This is a genomic window from Pelomonas candidula, from assembly GCF_043555985.1.
In the GTDB taxonomy this organism is placed as follows: Bacteria; Pseudomonadota; Gammaproteobacteria; order Burkholderiales; family Burkholderiaceae_C; genus Pelomonas; species Pelomonas candidula.
Window position 1 is genome coordinate 39,322 of record NZ_JBIGIC010000005.1, and the last position, 23,226, is coordinate 62,547.

At 69.0% G+C, this 23,226-nt stretch carries 26 protein-coding genes and 2 tRNA genes; 7 read left to right on the plus strand and 21 right to left on the minus strand.

Annotation, left to right across the window (positions count from 1 at the left end):
* The first annotated feature begins 6 nt into the window (after positions 1 to 6).
* Complete coding sequence (locus ACG04R_RS11270) at positions 7 to 564, plus strand: DUF1439 domain-containing protein (RefSeq protein ID WP_394409743.1); 558 nt, start codon at positions 7 to 9, stop codon at positions 562 to 564.
* Between the two features lie 4 nt (positions 565 to 568).
* Here the strand turns inward: ACG04R_RS11270 and ACG04R_RS11275 are convergent, their stop codons facing one another.
* Positions 569 to 1,417, minus strand: coding sequence for an AraC family transcriptional regulator (locus tag ACG04R_RS11275; RefSeq protein ID WP_394409746.1), 849 nt, complete (start codon positions 1,415 to 1,417; stop codon positions 569 to 571).
* Between the two features lie 62 nt (positions 1,418 to 1,479).
* Here ACG04R_RS11275 and ACG04R_RS11280 point away from each other — a divergent pair, with 62 nt between their 5' ends.
* On the plus strand, positions 1,480 to 2,700 hold the full coding sequence (locus tag ACG04R_RS11280) for an MFS transporter (protein ID WP_394409749.1): 1,221 nt from the start codon (positions 1,480 to 1,482) through the stop codon (positions 2,698 to 2,700).
* 108 nt (positions 2,701 to 2,808) lie between these two features.
* Here ACG04R_RS11280 and ACG04R_RS11285 read toward each other — a convergent pair whose 3' ends face one another.
* The 4 genes from ACG04R_RS11285 to ACG04R_RS11300 all read right to left on the minus strand — a co-directional run bounded on the left by ACG04R_RS11285 (position 2,809) and on the right by ACG04R_RS11300 (position 6,533).
* A complete protein-coding gene (locus ACG04R_RS11285) occupies positions 2,809 to 3,414 on the minus strand; it encodes a hypothetical protein (protein WP_394409752.1) in 606 nt (201 codons plus the stop codon).
* A gap of 103 nt (positions 3,415 to 3,517) precedes the next feature.
* Positions 3,518 to 4,684, minus strand: coding sequence for a chromate transporter (locus tag ACG04R_RS11290; protein ID WP_394409754.1), 1,167 nt, complete (start codon positions 4,682 to 4,684; stop codon positions 3,518 to 3,520).
* The gene (locus ACG04R_RS11295; protein WP_394409756.1) at positions 4,681 to 5,601 is read right to left on the minus strand and encodes a Fe-Mn family superoxide dismutase; all 921 of its coding nucleotides are present in this window, start codon (positions 5,599 to 5,601) and stop codon (positions 4,681 to 4,683) included. Before ACG04R_RS11295 ends, ACG04R_RS11290 begins: the two co-directional genes overlap by 4 nt.
* Complete coding sequence (locus ACG04R_RS11300; protein ID WP_394409759.1) at positions 5,598 to 6,533, minus strand: chromate resistance protein ChrB domain-containing protein; 936 nt, start codon at positions 6,531 to 6,533, stop codon at positions 5,598 to 5,600. The genes ACG04R_RS11295 and ACG04R_RS11300 overlap by 4 nt, the downstream gene beginning before the upstream one ends.
* 102 nt (positions 6,534 to 6,635) lie before the next feature.
* On the opposite strand from ACG04R_RS11300, the gene ACG04R_RS11305 reads away from it, so the two are divergent.
* The 3 genes from ACG04R_RS11305 to ACG04R_RS11315 are packed head-to-tail and all read left to right on the plus strand — an operon-like array spanning position 6,636 to position 9,317.
* A complete protein-coding gene (locus ACG04R_RS11305) occupies positions 6,636 to 6,974 on the plus strand; it encodes a thioredoxin domain-containing protein (protein WP_394409762.1) in 339 nt (112 codons plus the stop codon).
* A 16-nt stretch (positions 6,975 to 6,990) separates the two neighbouring features.
* Positions 6,991 to 8,508: an ABC transporter permease/substrate-binding protein gene (locus ACG04R_RS11310; RefSeq protein WP_394409765.1), complete on the plus strand. Its 1,518-nt coding sequence runs from the start codon at positions 6,991 to 6,993 to the stop codon at positions 8,506 to 8,508.
* A gap of 8 nt (positions 8,509 to 8,516) precedes the next feature.
* Positions 8,517 to 9,317, plus strand: a complete 801-nt coding sequence (locus ACG04R_RS11315; RefSeq protein ID WP_394409768.1) for a substrate-binding periplasmic protein — start codon at positions 8,517 to 8,519, stop codon at positions 9,315 to 9,317.
* A 3-nt stretch (positions 9,318 to 9,320) separates the two neighbouring features.
* On the opposite strand, the gene ACG04R_RS11320 is transcribed toward ACG04R_RS11315, so the two are convergent.
* Positions 9,321 to 10,343: an MBL fold metallo-hydrolase gene (locus tag ACG04R_RS11320; protein WP_394409771.1), complete on the minus strand. Its 1,023-nt coding sequence runs from the start codon at positions 10,341 to 10,343 to the stop codon at positions 9,321 to 9,323.
* A 129-nt stretch (positions 10,344 to 10,472) separates the two neighbouring features.
* Between ACG04R_RS11320 and ACG04R_RS11325 the strand changes: the two genes are divergently transcribed.
* Both ACG04R_RS11325 and ACG04R_RS11330 read left to right on the plus strand, forming a co-directional pair.
* Positions 10,473 to 11,423 (plus strand): LysR family transcriptional regulator, encoded by a 951-nt coding sequence (locus tag ACG04R_RS11325; RefSeq protein ID WP_394409774.1) that lies wholly within the window; start codon positions 10,473 to 10,475, stop codon positions 11,421 to 11,423.
* An 83-nt stretch (positions 11,424 to 11,506) separates the two neighbouring features.
* Positions 11,507 to 11,716 (plus strand): hypothetical protein, encoded by a 210-nt coding sequence (locus ACG04R_RS11330; protein ID WP_394409777.1) that lies wholly within the window; start codon positions 11,507 to 11,509, stop codon positions 11,714 to 11,716.
* 161 nt (positions 11,717 to 11,877) lie between these two features.
* Here the strand turns inward: ACG04R_RS11330 and ACG04R_RS11335 are convergent.
* From ACG04R_RS11335 to ACG04R_RS11405, 15 genes are all read right to left on the minus strand, one after another.
* Positions 11,878 to 11,953 (minus strand) — tRNA-Lys (locus ACG04R_RS11335).
* A 74-nt stretch (positions 11,954 to 12,027) separates the two neighbouring features.
* Positions 12,028 to 12,103 (minus strand) — tRNA-Lys (locus tag ACG04R_RS11340).
* A 69-nt stretch (positions 12,104 to 12,172) separates the two neighbouring features.
* Entirely contained in the window at positions 12,173 to 12,952 is a 780-nt protein-coding gene (locus tag ACG04R_RS11345) for a tRNA threonylcarbamoyladenosine dehydratase (protein WP_394409780.1), read from the minus strand.
* An 11-nt stretch (positions 12,953 to 12,963) separates the two neighbouring features.
* The gene (ybgF, locus tag ACG04R_RS11350; protein WP_394409783.1) at positions 12,964 to 13,743 is read right to left on the minus strand and encodes a tol-pal system protein YbgF; all 780 of its coding nucleotides are present in this window, start codon (positions 13,741 to 13,743) and stop codon (positions 12,964 to 12,966) included.
* A complete protein-coding gene (pal, locus tag ACG04R_RS11355) occupies positions 13,743 to 14,276 on the minus strand; it encodes a peptidoglycan-associated lipoprotein Pal (RefSeq protein ID WP_394409788.1) in 534 nt (177 codons plus the stop codon). The genes ybgF and pal overlap by 1 nt, the downstream gene beginning before the upstream one ends.
* Before the next feature lie 96 nt (positions 14,277 to 14,372).
* Positions 14,373 to 15,671 carry a Tol-Pal system beta propeller repeat protein TolB gene (gene tolB, locus ACG04R_RS11360; RefSeq protein WP_394409791.1) on the minus strand — a complete coding sequence of 433 codons (1,299 nt, stop codon included), beginning with the start codon at positions 15,669 to 15,671 and terminating at the stop codon, positions 14,373 to 14,375.
* 66 nt (positions 15,672 to 15,737) lie between these two features.
* Positions 15,738 to 17,231 carry a ribonuclease G gene (rng, locus tag ACG04R_RS11365; protein ID WP_394409794.1) on the minus strand — a complete coding sequence of 498 codons (1,494 nt, stop codon included), beginning with the start codon at positions 17,229 to 17,231 and terminating at the stop codon, positions 15,738 to 15,740.
* Positions 17,232 to 17,279: 48 nt separating this feature from the next.
* A complete protein-coding gene (locus ACG04R_RS11370; protein WP_394409797.1) occupies positions 17,280 to 17,888 on the minus strand; it encodes a Maf family protein in 609 nt (202 codons plus the stop codon).
* On the minus strand, positions 17,885 to 18,352 hold the full coding sequence (rlmH, locus tag ACG04R_RS11375; RefSeq protein WP_394409800.1) for a 23S rRNA (pseudouridine(1915)-N(3))-methyltransferase RlmH: 468 nt from the start codon (positions 18,350 to 18,352) through the stop codon (positions 17,885 to 17,887). Before rlmH ends, ACG04R_RS11370 begins: the two co-directional genes overlap by 4 nt.
* Entirely contained in the window at positions 18,352 to 19,068 is a 717-nt protein-coding gene (gene rsfS, locus ACG04R_RS11380; protein ID WP_394409803.1) for a ribosome silencing factor, read from the minus strand. The genes rlmH and rsfS overlap by 1 nt, the downstream gene beginning before the upstream one ends.
* Positions 19,069 to 19,656, minus strand: a complete 588-nt coding sequence (gene nadD / locus ACG04R_RS11385) for a nicotinate-nucleotide adenylyltransferase (RefSeq protein ID WP_394409806.1) — start codon at positions 19,654 to 19,656, stop codon at positions 19,069 to 19,071.
* The gene (gene hemF, locus ACG04R_RS11390; RefSeq protein WP_394409809.1) at positions 19,653 to 20,588 is read right to left on the minus strand and encodes an oxygen-dependent coproporphyrinogen oxidase; all 936 of its coding nucleotides are present in this window, start codon (positions 20,586 to 20,588) and stop codon (positions 19,653 to 19,655) included. The genes nadD and hemF overlap by 4 nt, the downstream gene beginning before the upstream one ends.
* Complete coding sequence (locus ACG04R_RS11395; protein ID WP_394409812.1) at positions 20,585 to 21,214, minus strand: 1-acyl-sn-glycerol-3-phosphate acyltransferase; 630 nt, start codon at positions 21,212 to 21,214, stop codon at positions 20,585 to 20,587. The genes hemF and ACG04R_RS11395 overlap by 4 nt, the downstream gene beginning before the upstream one ends.
* Positions 21,211 to 22,497: a phosphoribosylamine--glycine ligase gene (purD, locus tag ACG04R_RS11400; protein WP_394409815.1), complete on the minus strand. Its 1,287-nt coding sequence runs from the start codon at positions 22,495 to 22,497 to the stop codon at positions 21,211 to 21,213. Before purD ends, ACG04R_RS11395 begins: the two co-directional genes overlap by 4 nt.
* Before the next feature lie 3 nt (positions 22,498 to 22,500).
* Positions 22,501 to 23,223 carry a YebC/PmpR family DNA-binding transcriptional regulator gene (locus tag ACG04R_RS11405; protein ID WP_394409818.1) on the minus strand — a complete coding sequence of 241 codons (723 nt, stop codon included), beginning with the start codon at positions 23,221 to 23,223 and terminating at the stop codon, positions 22,501 to 22,503.
* Between the last annotated feature and the right edge of the window lie 3 nt (positions 23,224 to 23,226).

Genomic DNA, 23,226 nt, shown 5'->3' on the forward strand with positions numbered 1-23,226 from the left:
TGCGCCATGCTTCGCCGCCTGCCCTACCTCGTGGCCGTGCTGCTCGCCGCGGCAGCGCTCTCGTACTGCACCCTCGCCAGTCGCATCGCCGACGGCCATCTCGACATCGATCAGGCCGAACTGCAGGCCCGCATCGCGCCGCGCTTTCCAGTCCACCACTGCAAGATCGTCATCGCCTGCCTGGACCTGTCCAACCCGGCCGTGACGCTGCAGGAGGGCGACGACCACCTCGGCTTCACGGCGGACGTGAAGGTCACGCTGGGCACGCGCGAGCGCACCGGCCGCATCGGCCTGGCCGGCCGTCCGCGCTACGCACCGAACGAGGGGCAGCTGTTCATCGAAGACCTGCAGATCACGACGCTGGAGCTGGCGGGCTTCCCCGAGGAATACGCCGAGTTCGTGAAGACCCGCGCCGTCGTGGCGGCCCGGCAGGCCCTGCAGTCCCACCCCGTCTACACGCTGGACGCCAACACGGCCAAGGGCGCCCTGGCCAAACGCGCCGTGCGCGACGTGAAGGTCGTCAACGGCAAGCTCAGGATCGCCTTCGTCGGGTCGAGCGACTGAGACCTCAGTCGCCCGCGAAGAACTGGCTGGGCGTCTGCCCGAACTGCTTGCGGAACATCGTCGCGAACGCGCTGGGGCTGTCGTAGCCCAGGGCCAGCGCGACGTCGATGACCTTCTCGCCCGTTGCCAGCATTTCCAGCGCACGCAGCAGACGCGCCTGCTGGCGCCACTGGCCGAAGGTCATGCCGGTTTCCTTCACGAACAGGCGCTGGATGGTCTTCACGTCAACGCCCAGTCGCGCCGCCCAGTCGGCCATGGTCGATGCGTCATCGAGCTGCGCCTGCAGCGCGGTGCAGATCTGCACCAGCCGCGCGTCGCCCGGCATCTGCAGGTGCAGCGGCAGCACGGGCAGCGCGCGCAACTCGTCCAGGATCAGCCGCATGAGGCGGCCGTCGCGCGTGCCCGGCGCGTAGGGCTGCGCCACGTCCATCGCCGCGCGGATGAGTTCGCGCAGCAGCGGCGAGATGCCGACCGCCTGTGTCTCGCCCAGCAGGTTGGGCGCCGCATCCACGGCCACCAGCAGGCTGCGCATGTGGACCTCGCCGATGCAGCGCGTGTCGTGCAGCGTGCCGGCGCGCACCCAGATCGCCCGCGTGGGCGGCACCACCCAGCGCCCGTCGCCGGCCTGCACGACCATGACGCCGCGCTCGGCGTAGAGCAGCTGATGCTTGGAGTGCGCATGCGGCGGGATGACCCAGCCGGCGGGGTAGTCCGTCGGCCGGCCGGACACCGGCGAAGCGGCCTGCTCGATCTCTCGCAGCGCCTCGGGCAAGGCCAGCGGCCGGCGGGAAACGCCGGTGTCCTTTTTGAGAGCGTTCCTGGCCAATTGGCGCGAGACAGGCGTAGCAGGCATCCGCACAATTCTTCCACGTCGACGCCCCGCTCCAACGACCTTCCCCGCGTGAAAGACCTTCCATGACACCTCCCGCCGCCGCCACCCTCGGCGCGAGCCCCGCCGCCCGCTCGGGCGAGACGCAGCCCGCCTACGGCATCCTCGGCGCCATCAGCAGCGCCCACATGGTCAACGACATGATGCAGTCGCTGATCCTGGCGATGTATCCCCTCCTGAAGGGCGAGTTCTCGCTGAGCTTCAGCCAGATCGGCCTCATCACGCTGACCTACCAGCTGACCGCGTCGCTGCTGCAGCCGCTGGTCGGCCTGTTCACCGACCGCAAGCCGCAGCCCTACTCGCTGCCCTTCGGCATGGCCTCCACGCTGATCGGCCTGATCCTGCTGGCGTTCGCGCCCAGCTTCGGCGTCGTGCTGCTGGCTGCGGCCTTCGTGGGCATCGGCTCGTCCATCTTCCACCCCGAGTCGTCACGCATCGCGCGGCTGGCGTCGGGCGGACGGCACGGCTTCGCGCAGTCGGTGTTCCAGGTCGGCGGCAACACCGGCACGGCCATCGGCCCGCTGCTGGCCGCCGCGTTCATCGTGCCGTTCGGGCAGCGCAGCGTGGCCTGGTTCAGCCTGGCCGCGCTCGTAGGCATCGTCGTGCTGGTGCAGGTGAGCCGCTGGTACGCGGCACACCACATCGCCGCGGCCGGCGCGAGGAAGGCGACGGCCGCCGCGCCCTACCCGCCGCGCGTCGTGGCCGGTGCCATCGCCGTGCTGCTGGTGCTGATTTTCTCCAAGTACTTCTACGTGGCCGGGCTCAGCAGCTTCTACACCTTCTACCTGATCGACCGCTTCGGCCTGTCGGTGCAGGACGCGCAGCTGCACTTGTTCTTCTTCCTGTTCGCGTCGGCGGTCGGCACCGTGGCGGGCGGCCCCATCGGCGACCGCATCGGCCGCAAGCCGGTGATCTGGGCGTCCATCCTCGGCGTGGCGCCGTTCGCGCTGCTGCTGCCTCATGCCAACCTGTTCTGGACGACCGCGCTGACCGTCGTCATCGGCCTGGTGCTGTCGTCGGCCTTCTCGGCCATCCTCGTCTACGCGCAGGAGCTGATGCCGGGCAAGGTGGGCATGGTGTCGGGGCTGTTCTTCGGCTTCGCCTTCGGTATGGGTGGGCTGGGTGCCGCGGTGCTGGGCCTGCTGGCCGACCGCACCAGCATCACCTTCGTCTACGACGCCATCGCGTGGCTGCCGCTGCTGGGCTTGGCGACGGTGCTGCTGCCCAGAAGCGCAAGCAGGCGCTGACCGAATGGAACGGGCGCGTTGCGGGCTGAGCGCCGGGCCGCTCCCAAGCCGGTCCGTCTGGCGATGCTCGCGTTCAGCGATGCGAGGCCGGGCGAGGGCAGGTTCGTTTCAGGCGTTGGCCGACAGCGAGCCCGGGTAGGTCAGCGAGCTGGAGGTCGGCGACAGCGAGTACACCGCGGCGGAAGCTCCCGTCTGCTGCTGCATCAGCGACGTGTACAGCGACATGACGCCGGCCGCCGACTTGGCGGACTTGGCCGCCTGCGAGATGGCGGCACTCTGCTGGATCGTCTGCGACAGCTTCAGCGCATCCTTGGCCTGTGTGGCGATGCGCGTCGCGAAGCTGGGCTTGCTGGTGTCGGCGCTCAGGAAGGATTTCACGGCCGCCTTGTCGGCGTCGTTGCCCTTGACCTCCACGCTGCCATCGCTCTTCACCGAGAAGTCGACGGTGCCGGTCAGCTTGACGCCGGCCTTGTCGAGTGCCGCGCGCAGCTCGGTGGTCAGTGCCTTCTGGTTGCGCTCCAGCACGGCAGCCGCGGCGGCAGACTTGGTCATGGCGGCCGCGCGCTGCAGCGACGCCTGCGATACCTTGGCGCCTGCCGCGCTGCCGGACGTGCTGGCGGTGGTCGTCGACGTCAACGCGGCGGACGTCGGCGAGCTGTCGGACGTCAGCGCGGAAAGGTAGTTGAGAAGCGAGCTGTTGACGCTGGAGACCACGGCAGGCTCCTGTGGAGTTTTCCCGGTCGGCATCTTGCGGTGTGCATCAGCGCACCAAAGCGCACAGTTGAGCCGGGATCACCCGCCTGCTCGGCGGTTCCCCTCAGCCGCGGGCCAGCGGATACAGCAGCAGCCCGGCCAGCGCCGCTGCCGCCACGACGACCGGCTCGGGCAGCTTCTTGAAGCGCCACAGCACCGCCACCGTCAACAGCGCCAGCGCAGCTGTCGTCGCGTCGCTGATCGAACGCTGGCCGATGACGACCACGGCGCCGGTGATCGCACCGATGGCGGCTGCCGTCACGCCGTCGACGAAGGCGACGATGCCCGGCCGCTTGCCATGCTTCTTGAAATACGGCGCCGGCAGGATGGTGAAGAAGTAGCAGGGTACGAAGGTGGCCGCTGCTGCGACGACCGCGCCCCAAAAGCCCGCGACCAGGTAACCGATGAAACCCGTCGTGATGACCACCGGGCCGGGCGTGATCATGGCCACGGCAACCGCGTCGACGAACTGCCGGTCCGTCAGCCAGCCGTACTCCTGCACGACGCCGCTGTAGAGGAAGGGCACGATGGCCAGCCCGCTGCCGAAGACGAAGCTGCCCGCGTAGGCGAAGTAGGCGCCGATCTGGCCGAGCTTGTGCCAGTCCAGCGCGTCAAGGGCGAAGAAGCCGGCCAGCGGCGCTGCGACGGCGTTGGCCTGGCCGCGCGAGAACCACGGCGGCGGCGCGCGCAGCAGCCACACCAGCACGCCCGAACCCAGGAACAGCCAGACCACCTCGGACTTGGTGACGACCGTCACCGCCGCGCTGATGGCGAAGATGGCCCACAGCAGCTTGTCCCGGCCGATGTTCTTGGTCGTGAGCTTCCAGGCGCTCATCGTGATAATGCCGATGACCGACGCGCCGACGCCGTAGAACACGGCCTGCATCCAGGCGATGCCGCCGTACGCCCGGTAGGCTGCGCCGATGGCGACGACCATGAGGAACGACGGCAGCACGAAGGCCAGGCCCACCAGCGTCGCGCCCAGCACGCGGTGGTGCACATAGCCCAGGTAGATGGCCAGCTGCGCTGCCAGTGGCCCGGGCATCAGTTGCGCCAGCGCCATGCCTTCCTTGTACTCGGCCTCGGCAATCCACTGCCGCTGCTCGACGAGGTCGCGGTACATGAAGCCGGCCAGCGCCACCGGCCCGCCGAAGCCCCAGCTGCCCAGGCCCAGCATGTAGCGGACGAGCTGCCACAGCGTGTAGCGCGGCGCCGCCTGTGCGTCGCTCATGCCTGCGGCTCCCGAGGCTGCACGCGGCGGCCGGCCTGCGTCCAGGCGTCGATGCCGCCGGCCAGGAAATGCGCGCGCACACCGGCGGCGCGCAGCTTCATCGCCGTCGATCGCCCGACCTCGTGACCGTAAATGCAATAGACCAGCACGTCGCGGTCCCGTGGCAGCTCGCCGGCCCAGGCCTGCACCAGGGCCGGGTCGCGCCAGCTCGCGCCCGGCAGCATGGTGCCGGCCTGCTGGAACACGCCGGCGCGGCGCACGTCGAGCACCACGCACTGCGCGGGGTCGAGTTCGTCCGGGTCGGCTGCCAGGCTCTCGCTGGCGGCGTGCACCGCCTGCTGGTAGCGCGCATAGACCTTGTCCCAGGCGATGTGGGCCATGAAGGCATCGACGTAGGCGCCCGCCGCGGCACCGTGGTCGAGGTGATAGGCGTGCTCGTACATGTCCAGCGCGAGGAGGGGGATGCCGCCGGCCAGTGCGTGCGTGTGATCGGCGCCCCACTGGTTGACCAGCGTGCCCTCGCGCGGCTGGAAGGTCAGCAGTACCCAGCCCGACCCGCCGCCCAGCGCCTTGCCCATCGCGACGAACTCGTCACGCCAGCGCTCGACGCTGCCGAAGCTGCCGGCCAGCGCCAGCGCCATGGCGGGCACCATCTCCTCGGGCACAGCAGCCAGTGAGTCGAAGTACAGCTCGTGCAGCAGCATGGAGTTCGCGGCGATCAGCTCCTCGCGCTTGAGGCCGTTCAGCTCGAAGCCGGCCCAGGCCGCCGGGTCGGCCTCGCGCAGCCGCGTGCGGATGGCGTTGAGCCGCCTGACCGCGCCGCCGTAGTTGTTCTGGTGGTGGCTGCGCAGCAGGCGCTCGGACAGCCCCTGCAGGCCGCTCGGGTCGAAGGGCAGGTCTTGCGGCATGACGGTCATGGTTTCTCCTCGGCGTTCTGGAAGGCGGTCAGCAGTCCCTCGAAGACGCCGGCAGCCACCTGCATCAGCTGGTCGTCGTCGGTGATGGCGTCACGCATGCCGGCCAGCACGCGCTCGACGCCCACCGCCTCCGGCGGTTGCACGCCGCCGACGTCCAGGCTGTGCACCAGCAGCCCCAGGCGCAGCAGCGCCGGCGTCTCCAGCCCGAAGCTGGCCAGCAGCGTCTCGAAGGTCACGCGGGCGCCGACGTGGGTGAAGGTGGCGCCATCGAAATCGAAGCCCAGTGGCTGCTTCGGGCAGTCGGCCAGCGACTGCAGCCACAGGAAACGCGCGCCGGGGTCGATGAAGCGGCGGATCAACCAGGCGCAGGCCAGGCGGTCCACCCAGGGCCGCGCGCGCGTGGCCCAGACGCGGCCCTGGTAGTCGGCCCGATCCAGCGGCGTGATGGCCTGCTTGGCCGGCTGTGGCTCGTCGGGCGACAGCAGCCGGCTGGCCTGCGCTTCCAACTCCTCCAGCGCCGCGCGCGCCTGGCGCTGCGATTCGCCGGGAAAGAAGTCGATGGCGGCCAGCGCCTCGAAGGCCTTGCGCAGCTTGCGGGCCTGCCGCACCGCGTCAACAGCCTGCTCAGGCGCCAGCCGCCTGCGCGCGTCGGCGATGTCGGCCAGCAGGCTGCCGAACTCGGCGCCGCGGTCGAACAGCACGGCGAACTGTTCGTCGGCGGTCTGCGTAGCCAACAGATGCGCCGTGCCGTCGTTCTGGCGCAAGTCGTCGGCGATACCGCTCAGCGCCGCCTCGTGCTCAGGCGACTGCGGCAGCAGGTAAACGCCATCGCGCAGCACCGCCGCCCCACAGGCCTTGAGCGCACGCCACACCCGCATGCGGGTGGCGGCGTTCTCGGTCGGCAGCGAAAGGATGAGTAGCAACCACTTCATTTGGTTGAATTTATAACATCATGTTTGATATTCAACAAAATGCGGCTGACGGAATTCCGGCACCCGGCAGGTCCGGACGCCGGCATGGCACCATGCCGCCCCATGACCGTTCACGTCGCCTGCCTCTGCGCCGCCTGGTGCCGCACCTGCGAGTCCTATCAGCAAGTCTTCGAATCCGCCTGCGCCGAGCTGCCGCAGGACGGCCTGCACGTGCGCTGGATCGACATCGAGGACGAGGCGGATCTCATTGGCGACCTGGACATCGAGACCTTCCCGACGCTGCTGATCGCCGACGCCGAGCACGTGCGCTTCGCCGGCCCGCTGACGCCGCAGCCCGAGACGCTGAAGCGCGTGCTGCGCGCCCACCTGGCGGACGCGACGCCGGCGCGGGTGGCGCCGGAGTACGTGGAACTGGCGGGACGGCTCCGGACGCGGGGCTGAGGCACCATCGCAGGCCATGACCGCCCGCCTGCTCCGTCTTCTCCTAGCGGCCTGCGCCGTGCTCCTCGCGGGCAGCCTGCAAGCCCAGCCCATCAAGGTCGGCTCCAAGCGCTTCACGGAGAGCTATCTGCTCGGCGAGATCGTCAGCCAGACGCTGACGGGCCAGGGCATCGCCGCCGAGCATCGCCAGGGGCTGGGCAACACGGCCATCCTCGCCGCGGCGCTGCAGCAGGGGCAGATCGACATCTACCCCGAGTACACCGGCACCATCGTGCGCGAGCTGCTCAAGCGCGATGCGCCGGCCGATGCGCAGGCGCCGCTGGACAAGATCAACGACTGGCTGAAGCCGCTGGGCCTGAAGGCCGCCGTGCCGCTGGGCTTCAACAACAGCTACGCGCTGGCGATGCGGGAGGCCGACGCGGCGAGGCTGGGCATCACGACCATCTCGGAGCTTGCCGCCAAGGCGCCCACGCTGAAGCCTGGCCTGTCGCACGAGTTCATCGCCCGCGCCGACGGCTGGCCGGCGCTGGCGCGCGCCTACGGCCTGACGCTGGCGCCCGGCACGGGGCTGGACCACGGCCTGGCCTACCAGGCGCTCGCCGGCGGGCAGGTGGACCTCATCGACGTCTACACGACCGACGCGCAGCTGGCCCGCCAGCCGGTGCGCGTGCTGAGTGACGACCGACAGTTCTTCCCGCGCTACGACGCCGTGCTGCTGATGCGCGCGAGCGTCGACGACAAGCCGCTGCAACGGCTGGCCGGCCAGTTGCCCGAGACGCGCATGATCCAGCTCAACGCCGCCGCCGAGCTGGAGGGCCGGTCTTTCGCCGACGTGGCGCGCGGCTTCCTGCAATCCGCGCCCACCACCACCGCCAGGCAGGGCCTGCTCGACCGGCTGATGGCGCCCGACCTCCTGCCGCTGGTCGCCCAGCACCTGGCGCTGGTGTTCGGCTCGCTGGTACTGGCTATCGCGCTGGCCGTGCCGCTGGGCGTTGCCGCACACCGGCTGCCGCGGCTGGCGGCGCCGGTCATGGCCGCAGCAGGCCTGCTGCAGACGCTGCCCTCGCTGGCGCTGCTGGCCTTCCTCATCGCATGGGTCGGGCGCATCGGCTTCCTGCCGGCGCTGCTGGCGCTGTTCGTCTATGCGCTGCTGCCTATCGTGCGCAACACGCATGCCGGGCTGGCGGGCGTGCCGGCGGGCCTCGTCGAGTCCGCCAAGGCGCTGGGCCTGACGCGCGGCCAGACGCTGCGCGCCATCGAGCTGCCGCTGGCGCTGCCCACGCTGATGGCCGGTGTGAAGACGGCGGCCGTCACCAACGTCGGGACGGCCACCGTGGCGGCCTTCGTCGGTGCCGGCGGTCTGGGCGAGCGCATCGTGGCCGGCCTGGCCGTCAACGACAGCGCGCTGATGCTGGCCGGCGCCCTGCCCGCCGCGGCGCTGGCTCTCGTCGTCCAGGGGGTTTTCGATGGCTTGGAGCGGCGCTTCACACAGGTTCACAATCGACGCAAAACGTCGTGGGGCCGAGGGGCATGAACGCAGGGGTGCGATCAGGTGGATGGGCATGGGCGCTGCTGGCAGCGACAGCCGCCCACGCCGGCTGCACGCGGTCCATCCAGGTGCCGATGGCGCCCGTGGGCCTGAGCGTCAGCTTTGACGGCCAGCGCAGCGGCGGCAACTACCCCACCCTGCTGCGCGAGATGGGCGCGGCCATCGGCTGCGAATTCGTCATCCAGCGCGTACCGCGAGCGCGGCTGCAGAAGATGTTCGAGTCCGGCGAGGCCGATCTGCTGATGCCGGCCTCCATGTCGCCGTCACGGGAAGACGACGGCGAGTTCGTGCCGCTGATCCAGGTGCGCGCCGGCCTGCTGACGCTGTTGCGCGAGCAACCCTCGCCGCGCTCGCTGGCGGAGCTGATCGCCCGCCCCGGCTACAAGGTCGCCGTCGTGCGGGGCTTCAGCTTCGGCGCCGCTTACGACCAGGCGATGGCCGTGCTGCGCACCCAGCACCGCCTGGTCGAGGAGACCGATCCCGCCGGCGTGGCCCGCGCGCTGCGCCTGGGGCTGGCCCAGGGCTGCGTGATGACGGCCAGCATCTTCATCGGCACGCTGGTCCGGGAGCCCGAGCTGGCGCCGCTGATGAAGCAGCTGCGCGTCGAGCCGCTGGAAGAGCTGGGCTGGTCGGAGAGCGGCCTCTACCTGTCCCGCCGCAGCCTCGACGAGGCCGATCGCCGCACGCTGCGCACAGCCTTCGCGCAGGCGGCCCGCTCGGGGCGGGTGTGGCAGCTCTTCAACGATGCCTACCCGCCGGGCAGCCTGACCGGCAGCATCCGGCCGCTTCCCTGAGCGTCAGCGCACCTGGCTGCTGTAGTCCAGCGGCACCCAGGCCCAGCCCTTGCCGGAGCGGCGCAGGTGGCCGAGACCGGGGAAGCTGAAATGCGACACCGCGACGAGACTGCCGTCACCGGCCAGTTCGGCGAACACGCGGGCACGGCTCCTGGCGGCCTGGGCCTCGTCGGTGTCGAAGGCGATGGTCACCTCGGGCGACGCCAGCTGCACCGACGCGACGTGGATCAGGTCGCCGACGAGCACCAGCCGCTGGCCCTGGCTCTCGACCGCATAGGCCGTGTGGCCGGCCGTGTGGCCGTGCGCCGCGAGCGCGCGGATGCCCGGCACGATCTCGCCGTCCCGCTCGAACGGCACGAAGCGCCCGGCCTGCGCGTAGGGGTTCAGCGACGCCATGGCGCCCTGGAAGAAGCCCTTCTGCTCCTGCGGCGCCGCATCCGCTTTGGCGGGAGACAGCCAGTAGTCGGCATCGGCCTTGTCGGCATGCACCGTGGCGTTGGGAAACACGCGCTGGCCGTCGGCCGCGAGGCCGCCGACGTGGTCGGGGTGCATGTGCGTGATGAGGATGTCGTCCACCTGCTCAGGCTGATAGCCGGCCGCGCGGATCTGCGCCGCCAGCTTGCCCAGGGTCGGTCCGAACAGCGTGCCGGCGCCGGCATCCACCAGCACAAGGCGGCTGCCGGTGTTGATGAGCCAGGCGTTGACCGAGGTCTCCAGCGGCGCCTGCTGGAAATGCTGCTTCAAGCCCTCGGCGACGCGACCGGCCGGCGCGTGCAGCAGCTTGTCGACCGGCAACGCAACGGTGCCATCGCTCAGCGATGTGACCTCGACGCTGCCGACCATCAGGCGGTACCAGCCAGGTGCCTGGGTCTTGAGCTGCGGCGCGGCGGCCAGCGCGGGCGCCGACAGGCTGGCGAACGCGAAGCCCGCCGCGACCAGTGCCGCCGGCAGTGCAAAGGCGGCAAGACGGCCCAGCAGGGTCTGGCGACGGCGCAAGGCGCGGGGGAAGGGTGTCGTGGAAGTCATGGTTGGCTTTCGGTGAGCGGTGAGAAGTGAGGTCGTTCGCGAAACGGATCGCATTGTTTTGCTTTGCGTTTCACGGAACAATCACACCGGACGCAAACGAAATTTGCGAAATTCGCAAAACAAACACTCATGATCGACGCCCTGGACACCTTTATCGCCGTCGCTGCGCACGGCAGCTTTTCCGAGGTTGCACGCCGCCAGGACGTGGCCGTGTCGTCCGTGACGCGCAAGATCGACGCGCTGGAAGCCGAGCTGGGCAGCAAGCTCTTCCACCGCAGCCCACGACGGCTGGCGCTGACCGATGCCGGCGAGCAGTTCCTGCCCCGGGCGCGCAACATCCTCGGCGAACTGGCCGGCGCCAAGGAGGCACTGCAGTCCGGCGATGGCGACCCGCGCGGCCTGCTGACGGTGACCGCGCCCACCGTGTTCGGCCGCCGCCACGTCGTCGGCGCGCTGGCCAGCTTCCTGCGCCGCTACCCCGACATCGAGGTGGACCTGCACCTGACCGACCAGATCGTCGATCTGTCCGAGCAGCGCATGGACGTCGCCATCCGCATCGGCCTGCTGCCCGACAGCGACCTGCGCGCGACAACGCTGGCGCAGGTCCGGCTCGTCACCTGCGCCAGCCCCGCCTACCTCGCCCGCGCCGGCAGGCCGCGCACGCCCGAGGAACTGATGGATCACGACTGCATCACCGTCGCCTCGCCCCCGGCACCCGGTTTCGTCTGGCGCTACGCCGGCGTCAACCGCAACCAGCCGCTGCCAGTGCGCGGCCGCTTCAGGACGGACGACAAGGACGGCATGCTGCACGCCGCGCTGCAGGGCGTCGGCGTGCTGCACATCGCAACCTGGGTCGTCTGCGACCAGTTGCGCTCCGGCGAACTGGTGGCGCTGTTCCCAGATGAGGCCGAGGCGCCCGCGTCGCCCGGCATGCCCGCCATCCACGCCGTGCGCCTGCCGGGCCGCAGCCACGCGACCAAGGCCCGGCTGTTCATCGACCACCTGCGCGCCGAGATCGGCGAGACGCCATGGTGGGATCGGCTGCTGCGAGAGGACAGGAGCACCACCGTGCCGGCGTAAGACCGAGCGGGTTACGGAGGTGTCCGACAACACAAGGCCCCGGTCGACGATCAGAATCGACGCATCACTCCAGGAGAACAGCCATGGAAGAAGCGTTGCCGGCGGACCGAGCGAATGCGGGTTGGGTCAAGGGCTGGATGGTGTTGCGGACCAAGCAGGAACTACCAGGCGATTTCGTCAGCATCCACGCCCATGCGGCGGAAGCTCAGGCCGACGCCCATCAGCGCGGGCCGGGCCATCAGGTCTTCCACGGCAGCCACAAGATGGGCAGCGACGAGTTCATGATCGACTAGCCAGAGAAGAATTGGCCGAACTCGCCAAGGTTTGCTTGCCGTCGGCAGCACTGAAACCGCGGCAGTTCGACAGTTGTTTTCCCAACAACCCGTCGAGATTTTTCGAGATCCGGAAACGACAACGGGATCAATAACCTAAGTCATTGATCCCGCTGAAATTTTGGTGGGCCCTGAAGGATTCGAACCTTCGACCAACGGATTAAGAGTCCGCTGCTCTACCAACTGAGCTAAGAGCCCTGATTCAGTTTCGACTTGCGTCTTGCTGAGCCAATTATTGTAGCGCGATTTTTTGAGAATCTCGCAAAAAATTCTGGTGGGACGTGCAGGATTCGAACCTGCGACCAACGGATTAAAAGTCCGCTGCTCTACCGACTGAGCTAACGTCCCGTGTCAAGCAGAGCCCGCCATTATAGGCAGGTTTTTTCTGCTCCCGCAAGTTTTTTCATCTCGGCGTCGTCAGGTCGACTTTCGAGCCAAATGCAGGCGCTGCAACTCTGCCGCCGCGCACAGACCGAAGGTGGCCGTGACGGTCACGCTGGAGCCGTAGCCATGGCAGTTCAGGCTACCGTCGACAACGTCGCAGGCTTCGCCCTCCCCTTGCTGCGGCAGGTGCACCGGCTCGCGCGAGTAGACGCAGGCGACGTCCATCTTGCCCGCGCGCGGCGCGCCGTGGTGCTTGCGCAGGCGCTGGCGCAGCGAGGCCAGCAGGGGGTCGTGCGTCGTCGCGCTGAGGTCGTCGAGCCGCACGCGGTGCGGTTCGCGCTTGCCGCCGGCGGCGCCAACGGTGACGAAGGGCAGCCGCTGCTCGCGCGCCCAGGCGGCCAGCGTGGCCTTGGCACGGACCTGGTCGCAGCAGTCGATGAGGCCATCGAACTGCGCATCGCCGATCAACGCCGGCCAGTTGCCGGGCTCGACGAATTCCTCGATGACACGCACCTCGCAGCCAGGATGGATGTCCGCGATGCGCAGGCGCAAGGCCTCGGCCTTGGCCATGCCCACCGTGGAACCCAGCGCCTGGATCTGGCGGTTGATGTTGGATTCGGAGACCTGATCGAGGTCGATCAGGGTGAGCGCAGCGACGCCGCTGCGCGCCAGTGCCTCGACGGCCCAGGAGCCGACACCGCCCAACCCCACGACCGCGAATCTCGCGGTTCGCAGGCGCTGGTAGGCGGCGTCGCCGTGCAGGCGGCGCAGGCCGCCGAAGCGGCGCTCCAGATCAGCGTCGAGCTGATCCATGCTGCCCACGCTCACCTGACGGTCGCGAGCCGTTCCTTGGCGGCCTGGGCGGCCTCGGTGCCGGGGTAGCTCTTGACGACTTCCTCGAAGGTGCGGCGCGCGACCTTGTTGTCCTTCAGCTCCACCTGGCAGTTGCCCAGCGCGAGCAGCGCTTCGGCGGCACGCGGATGGTCCGGACTGCCGGCGATGAAGGCCTTGAAGGTCGCGATCGCGTCCTTGTAGTCGCGCTTGCCGTACTGGGCGTTGCCGAGCCAGAAGCGCACCGAGTCGGTGTAGCCACTGGCGGGGTAACGCTTCAGGAAGGCGTTCAGCGCGGCCACGGCCTCGGCGAAGTCGCCGCGGCGCACGAGGCCGATGGCGGCGTCGTACTGGCTGCGCTCGTCGGGGCTGACCTGGAACTCGCGGCCGTCGAGGCTGATCTTCTGCGGCTCCAGCGGCTTCAGGCGCGCCTCGACGGCCTGCGACTGGTCGGTCAGCTTGCGCTGCGTGTCGGCGAGGTCGCGGGCCAGGCGCTCGTTGGCGCCACGCAGGTTGGCCACGTCGGCGCGCAAGGCGTCGAGCTGGCTGTTCAGCTCCAGCATGCTGCGGCGCAGCGGCTGGAGCTGATCCTGGATCAGCGTGTTGAGCTGGTCGGCGCGCTGCTTGGCCGCGTCCTCGTTGGCCTGGATCTTGGTGCGCAGCTCAAGGATGGCCCTGCGGGCTTCGTCATCCTCGAACAGGCCGGCACGAGCCGGCTGCAGAAAGGCCACACCCGTGGCCAAGGCCACCAACGTCAGACGCAGTCCGCGCATCACTTGTCCTTGAGCTCGACGCGGCGGTTCTTGGCCCAGGCTTCTTCGGTGCTGCCCTGAACGGCCGGACGCTCCTTGCCGAAGCTGACGGCTTCGACTTGGGTTGCACCGACGCCCAGAAGCGTCAGCGACTTGGCGACGGCTTCGGCGCGGCGCTGGCCCAGGGCCAGGTTGTATTCGCGGCCGCCGCGCTCGTCGGTGTGGCCTTCCAGGGTCAGGGCCAGCTTCTTGTTGTTGTTCAGACGCTTGGCGTGCAGGTCGACCAGCGGGCGGTACTCTTCCTTGACGACGTCGCTATCGAAGTCGAAGTAGACGACGCGCTTGTCACGCACTTGCTCGGTGTACTGCGAGTCCAGGTCGATGGGCTTGACCGCGGTCACTGCGGGCGCTGTCGGTTGGGGCTGAGCTGCCGGAGCCGCAGGCGTGGGCTTGGCGGTCTCGACCGGCGCCGGCGGGTCCAGCTTGACGGCGGATTGGCAGCCGGCCAGGGCGGCAGCGGCAATCAGGGTGAGCGCGTAACGGGTCAGCTTCATTAGAGTGGTCTCCACAACAAGACGGGGGGCGGGGAAAAGAGCCTGGCCGGCTTCGACGCCGGCCGGGCATTGTCCAACATCGTGCGGTCTGTCAAGTTACTGGGCTGCAAAAGAGCCCCAGGTTGGTTCGCGCACTTCGACCAGCGTGACGAGCAGCGGCGTCTTGATCTTGCCGTCCAGCGTGGTGGTCATCAGCACCTCCTTGCCGCCCGCACGGCTGGCGTAGACGATGAGCTTGCTGTTGGGCGAGAACGAGGGGCTCTCGTCGTCGCTGGCGTCGCTGATCTGCTGCGCCTGCCCGGTGGCGAGATCCATCACGCTGAGCCGGAAGGCGCCGCCGATGCGTGCGATGTAGGCCATCGTCTTGCCGTCGGGGCTGATGGCCGGGCTGATGTTGTAGTTGCCGTTGAAGGTGACGCGGTCCGCCGGGCCGCCGTCGGCGGGCATGCGGTAGATCTGCGGACCACCGCCACGATCGCTGACGAAGTAGATCTGGCTACCGTCGGGCGAGTAGCAGGGCTCGGTGTCGATGGCGTTGCTGCGCGTCAGGCGGCGCACGTTGGAGCCGTCGCGATTCATGACGAAGAGCTGCGTGCCCCCTTCCCGCGACAGGCTCAGCGCCAGCTTGGAGCCGTCCGGCGACCAGGCTGGTGCGCTGTTGGTGCCCTTGTAGTCGGCCAGCACGCGGCGCTGGCCCGTCTGCACGTCCTGCACGCGCACGGTCGCCTTGCCGCTCTCGAAGGAGACGTAGGCCAGTTCGCGGCCGTTGGGCGCCCAGGCGGGCGAGATGATGGGCTCGGGGCTGTTCAGCGCCGGCTTGGCGCCCTCGCCATCGGCGTCGGCGATGACGAGGCTGTAGCGGCGACCGGCCTTGGTGACGTAGGCCATGCGCGTGGCGAACACGCCTTTCTCGCCGGTCAGCTTCTCGTAGATGACGTCGGCGATGCGGTGGGCCGCAAGGCGGGCGTCGTCGGGATGCACGGCCTGGGCCTGGCCGACGACCTCGGCGCCCTTGACGACGTCCCAGAGCTTGAAGCGGATGTCCAGCCGACCGTCAGCCAGCTTGTTGACCGTGCCGGCGGCGAGGGCGTCGGCCTGGCGGGCCTTCCAGTCGGCATAGACCGGGCTGCTGATCTCGGAAAGGTCGGCCGGCGCGTCGACGCTGCGGAACTGGCCGCTGCGCTCCAGGTCGGCGCGGATGATGGCGGCGATGGGCTGCGGCGACTTGGACTCGTCGCGGAAGTCGACGATGGCGACCGGGATGCGGCTGCCGCCGACGCCGGCGATGTCGATGCGCACCTGGGCCAGTGCAGACCCGGCGCCGAAGACAGCACCGAGGGCGACCAGGGCCGCGAGGCTGCGGCGGCGGGAGATGGACGCAATGGATTCGAGCATGGCGCGGGATTCTGCCGCAGCCGTGAGCGCATTCACGTCAGACAGGGTCTCTTCCGCAACCCGCGGTCACAAAAGCACGATGTCGTAATGCTCGGTCTGGTTGGTCGGTTCGGCGGTCAGCGAGATCGGCTTGCCGATGAAGTCGGACAGGCCGGCCAGGTGGGCGCTTTCCTCGTCCAGCATCATCTCGACGACGTTGGCCGCCGCCACGACACGGAACTCCTTCGGCGAGAACTGACGGGCCTCGCGCAGGATCTCGCGCAGGATGTCGTAGCAGACCGAGCGCGCCGTCTTCACCTGGCCGCGGCCTTCGCAGGTCGGGCAGGGCTCGCACAGCATGCGGGCCAGCGACTCGCGCGTGCGCTTGCGCGTCATCTCTACGAGCCCCAGCTGCGTGAAGCCGCCGACAGTGACCTTGGTGCGGTCACGCGCCAGCTGCTTCTTGAACTCGGCCAGCACGGCGGCCTTGTGCTCCTCGCGCGTCATGTCGATGAAGTCGACGATGATGATGCCGCCCAGGTTGCGCAACCGCAGCTGGCGGGCAATCGCGCCGGCCGCCTCCAGGTTGGTCTTGAAGATGGTGTCGTCGAAGTTCTTGGCGCCGACGAAGCCGCCGGTGTTGACGTCGATGGTCGTCATCGCCTCGGTCTGGTCGAACACCAGCGAGCCGCCGGACTTCAGCTCCACCTTGCGCGCCAGCGCGCGGGCGATCTCGGCGTCGACGTTGCACAGGTCGAAGATGGGCCGCTCGCCGCGGTAGTGCTCCAGCTTGGCCGTCGCCGCCGGCATGAAGGTCTCGCCGAACGCGCGCAGCACGTCGTACTGCATGCGCGAGTCGATGCGGATGTGGCCGGTGCGATCATTCGTCAGGTCGCGCAGCACGCGCTCGACGAGGCTGAGGTCCTGGTGCAGCAGGCTGGCCGGGGGCGTGGTCAGCGCCTTCTCGCGGATCTGCTGCCAGGTCTTGCGCAGGTAGGCGATGTCGGCGGCGAGCTCCGCGTCGCTCGCGTCTTCGGCGTTCGTGCGCAGGATGAAGCCACCGCCGCCGCCCGCCTCCTTGCTGCCCACCAGCGCGACCATGCGGGCCCGCAAGGCCTCGCGGGTCTCGGGCGAACCGATCTTCTGGCTGATGCCGATGTGCTCGTCCTGCGGCAGGTAGACCAGCATGCGGCCGGCGATGCTGATCTGGCTGGACAGGCGCGCGCCCTTGGTGCCGATCGGGTCCTTGATGACCTGCACCGTCAGCGGCTGGCCCTCGAAGACCAGGCGCTCGATGGGCGTCGGCGGTACCTCGGCGCCATGGGCGTTCTGGTGCCGGCCATGGCCGAACTGCGAGGCGCTGTGCAGGTCCGCCACATGCAGGAAGGCGGCGCGCTCCAGGCCGATGTCGATGAAGGCCGACTGCATGCCTGGCAGCACGCGCACGACCTTGCCGAGATAGACGTTGCCGACGAGGCCCCGCTCCAACGTGCGCTCGACGTGCAGCTCCTGCACGGCGCCGTTCTCGACCACGGCCACCCGCGTCTCCTGCGGGGACCAGTTGATCAGGATGTCTTCCATCTCTAATCCTTGAATGCTGATGCGTGCCGCCGCCCCCAGCGGCATGCATCAAAACTCAAAGCCGAATTTCTCCAACAGCTGCGCCGTCTCAAAGAGGGGCAACCCCATGATGCCCGAGTAGCTGCCGGCAATGTTCACGATCCAGGCGGCAGCCTGGCTCTGGATGGCATAAGCCCCCGCCTTGCCGAAGGGCTCGCGACTGATGATGTAACCGTCAATCTGCGCGGCAGTCAGCGGCGCGAACTCGACCTGCGACACACTCAGTGCCGCCACGCGCTGGCTTGCGTCAGCCACGGCGACGGCCGTGATGACGCGGTGCGTGCGGCCAGAGAGCAGCGACAGGATGCGCCGCGCATCGGCATCGTCCTCGGGCTTGCCGAGGATGAGATCGTCGACGGCCACCGTCGTGTCCGCGCACAGGATGGGCGCCGGTGGCAGGCCGCGCCCAGCAAGCCGCGCCAACGCGGCATCGAGCTTGGCGGCGGTCACGCGGGCGCAGTAGACCTCGGGCAACTCGCCGGGCCGGACGATCTCCAGCGCCTCGGCATCCTCGTCCGCGCCGGGCAGCAGCAACTCGTGGCGCACGCCGATCTGCGCCAGCAGCTGGCGGCGGCGCGGGCTTTGTGAGGCGAGGTAGACGTAAGCGGAAGCGGTCATTCGCGGTGGTAGGGATGGCCGGTCGTCACGGTCCAGGCGCGGTACAGGCCTTCGGCCAGCAGCACGCGGGCGAAGGCATGGGGCAGCGTGAGGTCGGACAGGCGCAGCGTCTCGTCGGCCGTGGCCTTGAGGTCGGGATGCAGTCCATCCGGTCCGCCGATGACGAGCGCCGCGTCGCGGCCCTCGCCCATCCACAGCTTCAGGCGCTCGGCGAGTTGGACGGACGTGCGACGCTCGCCGCGCTCGTCCAGGATGATGCGGCGCACGCCTTTTGGCAGCGCGGCCTCGATGCGCGCGGCTTCGGCGGCCATCAGCTGCTCGGCCGTCTTGCTACCGCGCGTCTCGGCCTTGATGGCCTTCAGCTCGAGCTTGAGCTCGGGCGGAAAGCGCTTGGCGAAGTCTTCGTACGCGGTATCCGCCCAGGCCGGCTGGCGCTGGCCCACGGCGACAAGGAAGAGGCGCATCAGCCCTTCTTGGCCGCCGTCTTCTTGGCCGGCGCTTTCTTGGCGACGGTCTTCTTCGCGGCGGGCTTTGCCGCGGCCGTCTTGGCCGGCGCCGCCTTCTTCACGCCAACCGTGCTCTTCACTGCGGCCTTCTTGGCCGCGGGCTTCTTCGCCGCCGGCTTCACGGCGCCGACCTTGATGGTCTTGGCTGCGGGCGTCTTGGCATCGACGACGCGCGCGGGGGTCTTCTTCGCTGCGGGCTTCTTGGCCGCAGGCGCCGCCTTCTTGGCCGGCGCTGCAGGCTTCACGCCGACCGGCCCCAGCGGCTTGGCCGACTTCTTCGCCGGCTTGGCGGGCGCTTCCTCGGAGGCCTTGACGAGCTTGGTCTCGCCGCTGGCGACCTTGAGCTTGACGGGCTTGTCGCCCCAGATCTCTTCAAGGTGGTAGTAGTCGCGGATGGCCGGCTGCATCACGTGCACGACGGCCGCGCCGCAGTCCACGATGATCCATTCACCGTTGTCCTCGCCCTCGGTGCGCATGACCTGCATACCGCGGCCCTTGACCGTTTCACGCACGCTGGAGGCCAGCGCCTTGGTCTGCCGGTTGCTGGTGCCGGACGCGATGATGACGCGCTCGAACAGCGGCGACAGGTGCTCGGTGTTGAACACGACGATGTTCTGGGCCTTGACGTCTTCCAGACCATCGACGATGGCGCGTTGCAGCTTGCGAATGTCCATTCAGGGCTTCTTCTCGTAAAGGCGGTGCGAGTCAATATAGCTCGCCACGTCGGGGCCCACCAAGGGGCGGATGTCGTCGCCGCGGGCGAGAGCCTCGCGCACGGCGGTGGAGGAAATGGGGATCTCCGGCAGCTCCAGCACCTGCAGGCGGTGCTGGGGCATGCCGGGCGGCGTGACGACGGCCTCGCCGGCACGCGGCACGACGACCAGCGTCGCCAGCGACGCGACGGTCTCGGCACGGTACCAGGTCGGCAGCCGCGCGTACTGGTCCTGGCCGATGAGGAACATCAGTTCCGCGTCCGGGTTCTGCCGCTTGAACTCGTTCAGCGTGTCGGCCGTGAAGCTGGGGCCGCGGCGGTGCAGTTCCCGGTCGTCGACGGAGAAGCGCGGCTCGTCGGCGGTCAGCCGCTTGAGCATCTGCACGCGGTGCACGCCGGCGGCCATGACCTGGTCGGGCTTCTGCCACTGACGGCCGGCCGGCAGCCACAGCAGACGGTCCGGCGCCAGCGCGTCCAGCGCGAAGCGTGCGAACGCCAGGTGGCCCAGGTGGGGCGGGTCGAAGCTGCCGCCGAAAAGCGCCAGCTTCATAGCCACAGTGCCGTGGGTGTTTCGTGCACCCAGTCGCGCGGGCGCAGGAAGTCGGTGTAGAGCCGCGCCTCGGGCGTGCCCGGCTCGGGCGCCCAGTCGTACCGCCACTTCACCTGCGGCGGCATGGACATCAGGATGGATTCGGTGCGCCCGCCGGACTGCAGGCCGAACAGCGTGCCGCGGTCGAAGACGAGGTTGAACTCGACGTAGCGGCCACGACGGTAGGCCTGGAAGTCACGCTCGCGCTCGCCATAGGCATAGCCGTGGCGGCGCTCGACGATGGGCAGATAGGCCGCGAGGAAGGCGTCGCCCACCGACTGGATCAGCGCAAAACCCCGGTCGAAGCCGCCTTCGGCATAGTCGTCGAAGAAAATGCCGCCGACGCCCCGCGGCTCATTGCGGTGCTTCAGGAAGAAATAGTCGTCGCACCAGGCCTTGAACTTCGGGTGCAAATCCTCGCCGTGCGGCTGCAGCGCGTCGCGGCAGACGCGGTGGAAATGCTGGGCGTCGCGCTCGTAGCCGTAGTAAGGCGTCAGGTCCATGCCGCCGCCGAACCAGGTGACGGCGGGGCCGTCCGCCGGCAGCGCGGCGAACATGCGCACGTTCATGTGCACCGTCGGCACGAAGGGGTTGTGCGGGTGGAGGACCAGCGACACGCCCATGGCCTCGAACGGCGCACCAGCCAGTTCGGGGCGGTGCTGCGTGGCCGAAGGTGGCAGCACGCGGCCCTTGACGTGCGAGAAGTTGACGCCACCACGCTCGAACACCGAGCCGCCTTCGATGAGGCGCGACAGACCGTCGCCCTCCAGCCGGCCGCCGGGCTCGCGGCTCCAGCCGTCGCTGACGAAGGCATTGCCATCGACGCCCTCCAGCGCGCTGACGATGCGCTGCTGCAGGCCGAGCAGATAGTCGCGGACGGCTTGAGAGTTCATGGGTGGCGGCTCTGGGGCTGGATGGGGCTGGCCAGCGCGGGGCGCTTGCCCACGCGATGGCCGAGGTAGTCGGCAAAGGCGGCGAAGTCGGTCTGGACATCGCCGGTCAGTTTGAGGAAGCGGGTCAGCGACACGATACGCCGCTCGAAGTCGAAGTAAGCCAACCCCACCGGCACGCCGGCCTGCACGGCTACCTGGTAAGCGCCGGTGCGCCAGCCGGTGGTCAGCGAGCGCGTCCCCTCCGGGGCGACGGCCAGCCAGAAACGCTCGCCGCGCGCAGCGGCGGCCTGCATCTGCGCCACCGTGTCGGCCACGATGCCGTGGCGGCTGCGGCGGTCGACGGCGACGCCGCCGACGTAGCGCATCCAGCGCCCGATCAGCGGCAGGCTGAACAGGCTGTCCTTGGCCCAGAAGCGCAGCTGCAGCCCCAGCGTCCACTTGGCCAGCAGGCCGACGACAAAGTCCCAGTTGGACGTGTGCGGGTAGACCAGGATGACGCCCTGCTCCGCCGGCAGGCCCGGCGCATCCACCGTCCAGCCGAACAGGCCCAGCACCCCACGGGCCAGCCGGCTCTCGCGGCCGGTGGGGTGCAACGGCCCGGTCAGGACGGTGGGGCTGCGGGTCAACGCTTGATGGCGCGGTGGCCGATGTCGCTGCGGTACTGGCGGCCGGCGAACTGGATGCCCGATGCAAGGTCGTAGGCGCTCTGCGCGGCCGTGCGGGCCGACTCGCCCAACGCCGTCACGCACAGCACGCGGCCGCCGCTGGTCAGCAGCTTGCCGTCCTGCTCCGTCGTGCCGGCGTGGAAGACCATGGCCTCGGCCTCGTCGGCGGGCAGGCCGGTGATGGCGTCGCCCTTGCGCGGGTTCAGCGGGTAGCCCTCGGCGGCGAGCACGACGCCCAGCGCCACACGGCGATCCCACTGCAGCTCGACCTGCTCCAGCGTGCCGTCCGTGGCGTGCATCAGCAGCTCGAACAGGTCGCTCTTCATCCGCATCATGATGGGCTGCGTCTCGGGGTCGCCCATGCGGGTGTTGAACTCGACGGTGCGCGGCTGGCCCAGCTCGTCGATCATCAGCCCGGCGTACAGGAAACCGGTGAACGGATGACCGTCCTTGGCCATGCCCGCGATGGTCGGCTGGATGATCTCGTGCATGACCTTGGCATGCACGTTGGGCGTGACGACCGGCGCGGGCGAGTAGGCGCCCATGCCGCCGGTGTTGGGGCCTTCGTCGTTGTCGAGCAGGCGCTTGTGGTCCTGGCTGGTGGCCAGCGACACGACATGCTTGCCGTCGCAGACGACGATGAAGCTGGCCTCCTCGCCGGCCAGGAAGTCCTCGATGACGACGCGAGCGCCACCGGCGTTGTGCGTCACGCCGAGCTTGTTGTCCTCAAGAATCCACGAGATGGCCTCGTGAGCCTCGGCCAGCGTCATCGCGACGACGACACCCTTGCCCGCCGCCAAGCCATCAGCCTTGATGACGATGGGCGCGCCGCGGCCATCCACGTAGGCGTGGGCGGCGGCCGGGTCGGAGAAGGTCTCGTAGGCCGCCGTCGGGATGCCGTGGCGCTTCATGAAGTCCTTGGCGAAGGCCTTGGAGCTTTCGAGCTGGGCGGCAGCCTTGGTCGGGCCGAAGATGCGCAGCCCGCGGGCGCGGAATTCGTCCACGACGCCGACGGCCAGCGAGGCCTCGGGGCCGACGACGGTGAGGGCGATCTTCTGATCCGCCGCGAAATCGGCCAGCGCCTTCGCGTCGGTGGCGGAGATGGCCACGTTCTCCAGCCGCTCGTCGCGCGCAGTGCCGCCGTTGCCGGGGGCGACGAAAACCTGGCTGACGCGCTCGCTCTGCGCCAGCTTCCAGGCCAGGGCGTGTTCACGGCCGCCGTTGCCGATGACAAGGACTTTCATGGATCAGCCCAGTTCGGCGTTGTGATAGACGGCCTGGGTGTCGTCGAGGTCTTCGATGACGTCCAGCAGCTTCTGCATGCGCTCGGCGTCTTCGCCGGTCAGCTCGATGGTGTTCTCGGGGCGCATCGTCACCTCGGCCAGCTCCGGCACCAGGCCGGCGGCTTCCAGCGCGGCCTTGACGACCTCGTAGTCGGCGGGCGACGTCAGCACCTCGATGGCGCCGTCGTCACCGGTCACGACGTCTTCGGCGCCGGCGTCCAGCGCCACCTCCATGACCTTGTCTTCCGACGTACCCGGCGCGAACAGCAGCTGGCCCACGTGCTTGAACTGGAAGGCCACCGAGCCGTCCGTGCCCATGTTGCCGCCGTACTTGCTGAAGGCGTGGCGCACCTCGGCGACGGTGCGGACGCGGTTGTCCGTCATCGTGTCGATCATGATGGCCGCGCCGCCGATGCCGTAGCCCTCGTAGCGGATTTCCTCGTACGTCAGGCCATCGATGTTGCCGCTGGCCTTGTCGATGTTGTACTTGATGCGGTCGGCCGGCATGTTGGCGGCCTTGGCCTTGTCGACGGCCAGCCGCAGGCGCGGGTTGTCCTTGATGTCCGGGCCACCCTGGCGAGCGGCGACCGTGATCTCACGGATGATGCGCGTCCAGATCTTGCCGCGCTTCTCGTCCTGGCGGCCTTTGCGATGTTGGATGTTGGCCCATTTGGAATGTCCGGCCATAAG

Excerpts from the sequence above, each read along its gene's own strand:
- ACG04R_RS11270 (WP_394409743.1), top strand. The coding sequence starts at position 7 with ATGCTTCGCCGCCTGCCCTACCTCGTGGCCGTGCTGCTCGCCGCGGCA.
- ACG04R_RS11275 (WP_394409746.1), bottom strand. The coding sequence starts at position 1,417 with ATGCCTGCTACGCCTGTCTCGCGCCAATTGGCCAGGAACGCTCTCAAA.
- ACG04R_RS11280 (WP_394409749.1), top strand. The coding sequence starts at position 1,480 with ATGACACCTCCCGCCGCCGCCACCCTCGGCGCGAGCCCCGCCGCCCGC.
- ACG04R_RS11290 (WP_394409754.1), bottom strand. The coding sequence starts at position 4,684 with ATGAGCGACGCACAGGCGGCGCCGCGCTACACGCTGTGGCAGCTCGTC.
- ACG04R_RS11295 (WP_394409756.1), bottom strand. The coding sequence starts at position 5,601 with ATGACCGTCATGCCGCAAGACCTGCCCTTCGACCCGAGCGGCCTGCAG.
- ACG04R_RS11300 (WP_394409759.1), bottom strand. The coding sequence starts at position 6,533 with ATGAAGTGGTTGCTACTCATCCTTTCGCTGCCGACCGAGAACGCCGCC.
- ACG04R_RS11305 (WP_394409762.1), top strand. The coding sequence starts at position 6,636 with ATGACCGTTCACGTCGCCTGCCTCTGCGCCGCCTGGTGCCGCACCTGC.
- ACG04R_RS11310 (WP_394409765.1), top strand. The coding sequence starts at position 6,991 with ATGACCGCCCGCCTGCTCCGTCTTCTCCTAGCGGCCTGCGCCGTGCTC.
- ACG04R_RS11320 (WP_394409771.1), bottom strand. The coding sequence starts at position 10,343 with ATGACTTCCACGACACCCTTCCCCCGCGCCTTGCGCCGTCGCCAGACC.
- ACG04R_RS11325 (WP_394409774.1), top strand. The coding sequence starts at position 10,473 with ATGATCGACGCCCTGGACACCTTTATCGCCGTCGCTGCGCACGGCAGC.
- ACG04R_RS11330 (WP_394409777.1), top strand. The coding sequence starts at position 11,507 with ATGGAAGAAGCGTTGCCGGCGGACCGAGCGAATGCGGGTTGGGTCAAG.
- ACG04R_RS11345 (WP_394409780.1), bottom strand. The coding sequence starts at position 12,952 with ATGGATCAGCTCGACGCTGATCTGGAGCGCCGCTTCGGCGGCCTGCGC.
- ybgF (WP_394409783.1), bottom strand. The coding sequence starts at position 13,743 with ATGCGCGGACTGCGTCTGACGTTGGTGGCCTTGGCCACGGGTGTGGCC.
- pal (WP_394409788.1), bottom strand. The coding sequence starts at position 14,276 with ATGAAGCTGACCCGTTACGCGCTCACCCTGATTGCCGCTGCCGCCCTG.
- tolB (WP_394409791.1), bottom strand. The coding sequence starts at position 15,671 with ATGCTCGAATCCATTGCGTCCATCTCCCGCCGCCGCAGCCTCGCGGCC.
- rng (WP_394409794.1), bottom strand. The coding sequence starts at position 17,231 with ATGGAAGACATCCTGATCAACTGGTCCCCGCAGGAGACGCGGGTGGCC.
- ACG04R_RS11370 (WP_394409797.1), bottom strand. The coding sequence starts at position 17,888 with ATGACCGCTTCCGCTTACGTCTACCTCGCCTCACAAAGCCCGCGCCGC.
- rlmH (WP_394409800.1), bottom strand. The coding sequence starts at position 18,352 with ATGCGCCTCTTCCTTGTCGCCGTGGGCCAGCGCCAGCCGGCCTGGGCG.
- rsfS (WP_394409803.1), bottom strand. The coding sequence starts at position 19,068 with ATGGACATTCGCAAGCTGCAACGCGCCATCGTCGATGGTCTGGAAGAC.
- nadD (WP_394409806.1), bottom strand. The coding sequence starts at position 19,656 with ATGAAGCTGGCGCTTTTCGGCGGCAGCTTCGACCCGCCCCACCTGGGC.
- hemF (WP_394409809.1), bottom strand. The coding sequence starts at position 20,588 with ATGAACTCTCAAGCCGTCCGCGACTATCTGCTCGGCCTGCAGCAGCGC.
- purD (WP_394409815.1), bottom strand. The coding sequence starts at position 22,497 with ATGAAAGTCCTTGTCATCGGCAACGGCGGCCGTGAACACGCCCTGGCC.
- ACG04R_RS11405 (WP_394409818.1), bottom strand. The coding sequence starts at position 23,223 with ATGGCCGGACATTCCAAATGGGCCAACATCCAACATCGCAAAGGCCGC.